The 6850-nt window shown below is 70.1% G+C and carries 6 protein-coding genes; 3 read left to right on the top strand and 3 right to left on the bottom strand.

Annotated elements, in window-relative coordinates:
- Positions 1-200: 200 nt before the first annotated feature.
- Positions 201-740: a hypothetical protein gene (locus ABH933_RS35360; RefSeq protein WP_429424370.1), complete on the top strand. Its 540-nt coding sequence runs from the start codon at positions 201-203 to the stop codon at positions 738-740.
- Between the two features lie 91 nt (positions 741-831).
- Here the strand turns inward: ABH933_RS35360 and eda are convergent, their stop codons facing one another.
- The 3 genes from eda to edd form a co-directional block, all read right to left on the bottom strand.
- The gene (gene eda / locus ABH933_RS35355; RefSeq protein WP_429424372.1) at positions 832-1449 is read right to left on the bottom strand and encodes a bifunctional 4-hydroxy-2-oxoglutarate aldolase/2-dehydro-3-deoxy-phosphogluconate aldolase; all 618 of its coding nucleotides are present in this window, start codon (positions 1447-1449) and stop codon (positions 832-834) included.
- A 51-nt stretch (positions 1450-1500) separates the two neighbouring features.
- Positions 1501-2499: a glucokinase gene (glk, locus tag ABH933_RS35350; RefSeq protein ID WP_429424374.1), complete on the bottom strand. Its 999-nt coding sequence runs from the start codon at positions 2497-2499 to the stop codon at positions 1501-1503.
- Between the two features lie 121 nt (positions 2500-2620).
- Entirely contained in the window at positions 2621-4450 is a 1830-nt protein-coding gene (gene edd / locus ABH933_RS35345; RefSeq protein ID WP_429424375.1) for a phosphogluconate dehydratase, read from the bottom strand.
- A gap of 250 nt (positions 4451-4700) precedes the next feature.
- Between edd and ABH933_RS35340 the strand changes: the two genes are divergently transcribed.
- The gene (locus ABH933_RS35340; protein ID WP_429424377.1) at positions 4701-5978 is read left to right on the top strand and encodes an ROK family transcriptional regulator; all 1278 of its coding nucleotides are present in this window, start codon (positions 4701-4703) and stop codon (positions 5976-5978) included.
- Positions 5979-6048: 70 nt separating this feature from the next.
- Positions 6049-6711: a hypothetical protein gene (locus ABH933_RS35335; protein ID WP_429424379.1), complete on the top strand. Its 663-nt coding sequence runs from the start codon at positions 6049-6051 to the stop codon at positions 6709-6711.
- Positions 6712-6850 lie beyond the last annotated feature (139 nt).

The following is a 6850-nucleotide window of genomic DNA, read 5'->3' as shown; positions in this document are numbered from 1 at the left end:
GGCGGTGATTATCGAGATCTCGCCGCTAGCACGTCCATCGGTCGTATTCCCGCTGATGGCAAGCAGGGTTCCCAACCCGAAGAAGTCGCTTATTGATGAGCCGCTAAATAACGGTACATTGACCCAGAGTGAAATGACCTCCGGTGATGATGGCGGGTTGTCTCGCCGGAGCTCCGAGCCCTGGAAAGAGCAGTGCAGTGATGAGCAGCAGAGTCGATGGATCGGCCAAGAGATACCGGACGGCGATCGGGGCGGTGATTCCGATGCTGGCGGCCGTGCTCATGGTCGCGGGCATTGCCGTCGGTGCGCCCGCGGCCCGGGCGGACGCCCCCGGGGTGCCCTGCCTGTGGGCGGGCAGCACCTACCGGCAGGGCCTGCGGGTGTATGCCGGTGGGTGGGCCTTCACCTGCCACAAGGATCTCTTCGGTGTCGCCTACTGGACCAAGGACGGCGCCACCAACCACCACAGCACGGTGCCCAATCCGGGCGCCACCGGAAACCCGGAGGGCAACTTCAGCGCGGGCGCGTGGCAGCCCGGCACCCAGTACAACGACTACTGCGTCGGCGATCAGCTGATCCAGGGCAGTGGGGATATCTTCACCGCGGTCACCGACTCGACCGGCCTGTTCCTGTACTGGCGTTCGGCGGGACCGATCTCCCTGTGGGACTTCGATTCCGGCGTCCGGCCGGGCCCGAGCTGGCGCTCGTCCAGCATGTGCATGGACGGCGTGCTGAGCTGATCCGCGGGCGAAGAGGGGATGCGGGGCGGCGCGGAAGCGCGCCGCCCTTCCGCGCGGACCGCATCCGCTTGGCCGGCAGGCGATCTGCCGGTCAGTCGATCCGCAGAGCCGCGGCGGCTCGGGCGAGATCGCTGATTCGGCCCCAATCTCCGGTGCGCACAGCCTCGGCGGGCGTCAGCCACGACCCGCCCACGCAGCCGACATTCGGCAGGGCGAGGTAGCCGGGCGCGGTGGCGGGGGTGATGCCGCCGGTGGGGCAGAAGCGGACCTGGGGCAGCGGCCCCCCGAATGCCTTCAAGGCCAATGCGCCGCCGGATGATTCGGCGGGGAAAAACTTCATCTCGGTGACGCCGCGCTCGAGCACGGTCAGGATTTCCGAGACCGTGGCAACACCGGGGAGGTAGGGCAGGCCGGTGTCGGCGAGGGCGTCGAGCAGGGTGGGGGTGGCGCCGGGGCTGACCAGGAAGCGCGCACCGGCCGTCACGGCGGCCTCGATCTGCACCGGCGTGACGAGTGTGCCCGCCCCGACCAGCATCTCGGGCACCTCGGCGGCGATCGCCTCGATGGCGGGCAGCGCGGCATTGGAGCGCAGGGTGACCTCGATGATTCCGATGCCACCGTCCAGCAGTGCTTCGGCCAGCGGGACGGCGGTGCCGGGATCGTCGAGCACGACGACCGGGATGACCGGTGCGATATCAAGGGGATTCATCGGTCCTCCAGAGAGTGTTGGTGTCGTCCAACGAGATTGGTGATGGGGCGGTCATACCGGTTCGGGGACCGGGACCCGCTGTTCCAGCACAGCGGCCGCGCCGCGCAGGGCCGGGGTCGCGGCAACGATGAGCTCGGTGGCTACCTGGTCGAGATAGCCGTGCACGGCCCGGTTTCCGATGAAGCGGTCGCGGAAATCACTGTCCGCGAGGAAGTCCACGATGCCGGGCAGGATCCCCCCGCCCAGCAGAACCCCGCCCCGGGCCCCGAGGGTGAGCGCAACGTTTCCGGCGAACGCGCCCAGCATGCCGCAGAACATCGACAGCGCCTCGCGGGCAACGGGATCCACGCCCCGCCGTCCGGCCGCGCACACCTGCTCGGGGCGCGCCGCCTCCGGCGTGACGTCGTGCACCACGCACAGTGCCCGATACAGCCGCGCCAGGCCGGGGCCGGACAGCGCCGTTTCGGCATCCACGACCGCATGCTGTTCGCGCAGCACCCGGGCCACCTGCGCCTCGGCCTCGTTCTCCACCGGCAGTCCCGCGTGGCCGCCCTCGCCCGGAATCGGCACCCACCGCTGCTGTACCCGCATCAGCCCACCCACGCCCAGGCCCGTGCCCGGCCCGATCACCGCCATCGGCTCCGCCGCCCACCGCACGCCCGGGCCGATCCGCACGAACGCCGAGCTCGGCAGCTCCGGCACGGCCAGCGCCAGCGCGGTGAAATCGTTGATCAGCTCCAGATGCCCCAGCCCCAGCCGCATCCGGCTCTCGGAGATCGAGAAGTCCCAATGCGCGTTGGTGAGCCGGAACCGATCCCCGCGCACCGGCCCGGCCACGGCCACACACGCCGCCACCGGCCGCACGGTCGCCGGAATCCGCCCGAGGTAATCCTCCACGGCCCCAACCAGATCCGGGTAGTCGGCACAGCGCAGGATCCGCACGTCGGTGGGTTCGGCACCGAGCTGTGATATCAGGCCGAACCTGGCATGTGTACCGCCGATATCGGCTACGAGCCAAGGTGCGTCGGCGGTGGGCATAGACGTGGTCATCGGTGATTCGTTTCGGTTGTCGGGGTGTTCCTGTGCGGGCTCATTGCCGGGAATCGGCCGCCGCATCGGCATGTCTGCGGCCGGAGTTTTCTGGCCCCGAGCGGTGGGTACGGTAGTCCCATCAGGCCGCGCCGAAGACGGTTGCGCCCCGATCGGCCGGGCCGACAGATCCGCGCAAGGCCGCGAACAGCTCCCGGCCGGTGCCGCTGGCCGCCGTATCGCATGTTGCGGGTATACGGGCGGCGAACTCCTCTGGGGCGACAAGGATATCCAATTCCCCTGTCTCGGCGTCCAATTCGATGAGATCGCCGTCCTGGATCCGCGCGATCGGGCCGCCGGCGGCGGCCTCGGGGGTGAGATGGATGGCGGTGGGCACCTTGCCCGATGCGCCGGACATGCGGCCGTCGGTGACGAGGGCGACCGCATGGCCCCGATCCTGCAGCACTCCCAATGCTGGGGTCAGTTTGTGCAGTTCGGGCATTCCGTTGGCCCGCGGTCCCTGGAACCGCACCACCGCCACCGTGTCTCGGTCCAGCTCGCCGTCCCGAAACGCGGTCAGAAAGCCCTCCTGATCGTCGAAAACCCGTGCGGGGGCCCGGACCACCCGATGTTCCGGCGCCACCGCGGACACCTTGATCACCGCGCGGCCGAGGGCGCCGTCGAGCATGCGCAGGCCGCCGTCGGGGGCGAACGGGTCGGCCGCCGAGCGCAGCACCGTCTTGTCGCCGCTGTCGGATGGACCCTTACCCCAGGCGATTTCGCCGTCGGCCTCGAGCGCGGGGGCCGAGCGGTAGTGCACGCTGAGGCCGTGGCCCGCGACGGTGGTGACATCGTCGTGGAGCAGCCCGGCCGAGAGCAGCTCGCCGATCAGCAGGGGCATTCCCCCGGCGGTCTGGAACGCGTTGATGTCCGCGGCGCCGTTGGGATAGATCTTGGTCAGGGTGGGCACGACCGCCGACAGTTCGGCGAAATCGTCCCAGCGCAGGTCGATTCCGGCCGCGGCTGCCATCGCCACCAGGTGCATCGTGTGGTTGGTGGAGCCGCCGGTGGCCAGCAGCGCGACGACGCCGTTGACGATGGCGTGCTCGTCGATCACCTCTCCGATCGGGGCCGCGCCGCCGCGCAGCGAGGTCAGCTCGACGATGCGGCGCCCCGCGGCCGCGGTCAGCGCCTCGCGCAGCGGGGTGTTCGGCGCGACGAAGCTGGCGCCGGGCAGGTGCAGGCCCATCACCTCCATCAGCAGCTGATTGGAGTTCGCGGTGCCATAGAAGGTGCAGGTGCCCGGGCCGTGATAACTCGCGGACTCGGCCGCGAGCAGTTCGGCGCGCGTCGCCTTGCCCTCGGCATGAAGTTGGCGCACCCGGCTCTTGTCCTTGTTGGGCAGGCCCGAGGGCATCGGCCCGGCGGGCACCAGCAGCACCGGCAGATGCCCGAACGACAGCGCCCCGATCACCAGGCCCGGCACGATCTTGTCGCACACGCCCAGCAGCAGCGCCCCGTCGAACATGTCGTGGGACAGCGCGATCGCGGTCGACATCGCGATCACATCCCGACTGAACAGCGACAGTTCCATGCCCGTGCGGCCCTGGGTGATGCCGTCGCACATGGCCGGCACTCCACCGGCGAACTGCGCCACCCCGCGCGCGCCGGAGATGGCGTCGCGCAGCACCCGCGGATAGTCCCGGTACGGCTGATGCGCCGAGAGCATGTCGTTGTAGGCGGAGACGATGGCGATATTGGGCCGCGTCTCCCCGCGCAGCGCCAGCTTGTCGGCCGGGCTGCAGGCGGCGAAGCCGTGCGCGATATTGCTGCACGCCAGCGACATTCGGGCGGGGCCCTGCGAACCCGCGGCCCGGATGCGGTCGAGATAGGCGCGGCGACCGTCAGCGCTGCGCTCGGCGATGCGTGCGGTGACGGCGGTGACGACGGGATGCGTATCCACGGAATTCATCTCCCCGGCGGTGGATTCGAGGCGCCCGGACTCGCGGACTCCTCGCTTGTGATCGAACACACAGAACGCTAGGGGACCTTAGGATTATTTGCAAGCAAACTTTGGTTTTAGAAAGACTTAATAGCCGGTGATGGGCCCTGATCTGGGCGGATGCTCGAACCGCGGCGAGGTGGGGCCATGGCCGGCCGCTGGCAGCGGGTAACCTGCCGACACAAGGAGGCGGCGTGGACGAGCGAAGGGAGGCGCGGCGGTGACCGGTCGGCCGATGGCGACGCCCGGAGTGTCCGCGGGGGACGTGCTGGGTTTGATCCGCGGCCACGCGGTGGTCACCCGCGCGGATATCCGGCGGTTGACCGGCCTGTCTCGCACGGCGGTCACGCTGCGGGTCGAGCAGCTGCTCGACCGGGGCCTGGTCGCCGAGCGCGCCGATGGGGGTTCCACCGGCGGCCGCCCGCCGACCCGCCTGGTGTTCAACCCGGAATCCGGTGTGGTGCTCGCCGCCTCGATCGGCGCCAGCCGCGCTCAGGTCGCCGTCTGCGACCTCGCTGGCCGGGTGCTCGCCGAGTCGGAGTTTGTGGTGCCGCCGGGGGGAGTGACGCAGGCGGTGCTGATCCAGGCCGCGGAGCAGATGGATCGGTTGCTGGCAGGGGAAGTGGACGAGACGCACCCATCTGGCGTGCGGGCGTCGAACGACGCGGTGGTTCGTCATGGGGGGTCACGGGGCGACGGCGACGACGGGCCGATGACGGATGTCCGGCGCACGCCCGGGCGGGTCGTGCACGGCATAGGTATCTGCGTGCCCAGTGCCGTCGACGTCGCCACCGGGCACAGCATGGGCGCGGGGCCCGGACTCGGGGATGTGTCCGTGGCCGAATACTTTTCGGAGCGTTTCGGCGTTCCGGTACGGGTCGACAGCGACGTGAACGCGCTGGCCCTCGCCGAGCACGCCCGGCATCCGCAGGTTGGGGATCTGTTGTTGCTCAAGGCTTCCACGGGGATCGGCGCCGGAATCGTCGCGGGCGGGCGGCTGCTGCGCGGCGCGTGGGGCGGGGCCGGGGAGATCGGGCACATCAAGGTCGCCGACGCCCCGGATCGCCCGTGCCGCTGCGGGGACATGCACTGCCTGGAAACCGTTGCGGGCGGTTGGGCGCTGCTGGAACAGCTTGCCGCGCAGGGGAAATCGATTTCCGGCCTGCCCGAACTGGTCGACCTGGCGCGCGCCGGGGAGCCCGAGGCGACCCGGGTGATCCGCGAGGCGGGCCGCCGCATCGGCGAGGTCGTCGCCGGTGCGGTGAACCTGCTCAACCCCGCCCTCATCATTGTTCGAGGCGATCTGTCCCATGCCTTCGAGCCCCTGGCGGCGGGCATGCGAGAGGTGATCTACCAGCGCTCCTCGGCCCTGGCCACCCGCTCGCTGCGCGTGGAACCCGGCGCCGCGGATGCCCCCAGTGGCGTCGCGGCCTGTGCGGCCATGATCCTGGACCAGGTCCTGGCCCCCGCCGCGGTCAACGCTCTGCTCGACGCCTGAGTAAAAGAGAAACGCCGGACTGTAGTTGATATCAGTGTGAGATGTGCATCACAGTCCTACGATCGTGGCTATGCCTGCCCGACGGAATGGTTCGACGATGCTCGAGGGGCGGGTGGTGTGCGAGGCGCCCGGTGGAGTGACGATGGTGTTCCGGGATGGGCCGGGGGAGCCGCTCGCGGTGGCCGCCCGCGGTGAGGGGCGGGGTGCGCGTTCGGCGATTCTGCTGGGGCACAAGAACAGTCGATACCGGATCGGCTACCTCGACGGCGGCGTCCTGCTCGCTGAACCGGCGGACGAGACGACCCTGGCCCTACGGCGCGGCGATGGCAGCGCCGTGGGCACTCTCGTGCGGGGCGAGACCACCACGGCGGTCGCGGCCACCGGCGGCACCCTGCTCCACTTCGTGCCCGACCCCGGCGAGGCGGCCACTCGCGACCTGTTCCGGCTGGTCGTACTGGATCGGATGGGGGCGGAATTCGGCCGGATCGACCTCATTCGCGAGGCCTCGGGCTGGGCCTCGCATCGCCTCGCCGACAGCATGGGCGACACCTATCTTTGGTGGGACCGCACCGGCCGGCCGGAGCCCGTCCCGATCCTCGGCGCCCGCGTCGTCGCCGAACATCCCCTGGACCGCGTCGAATGCGATGTGCTGCTGACGGCCTGCACCGATATGGCGCTGGGCCTGCGGCCGTACATCGCGCAGATGCGGTCGGGCTGCACCGTCGGACCGTAAGCGCCCTCAGCGGAGTGCGAGCCAGGGTTCCGGCCACGGTAGGACCCGGAACGGTGAGTCTTCCCCGGCCTGCGCCAGCCAGCCGCGGTGCAGTCGTCCCTCGATCCAGTCGATGATGGGCCCCGAGCAGAGGGTTTCC

The organism is Nocardia sp. GP40, from assembly GCF_050434125.1.
In the GTDB taxonomy this organism is placed as follows: Bacteria; Actinomycetota; Actinomycetes; order Mycobacteriales; family Mycobacteriaceae; genus Nocardia; species Nocardia albiluteola.
The sequence above is the reverse complement of the archived record's forward strand: the minus strand, read 5'-3'. Positions and strand labels throughout refer to the sequence as shown.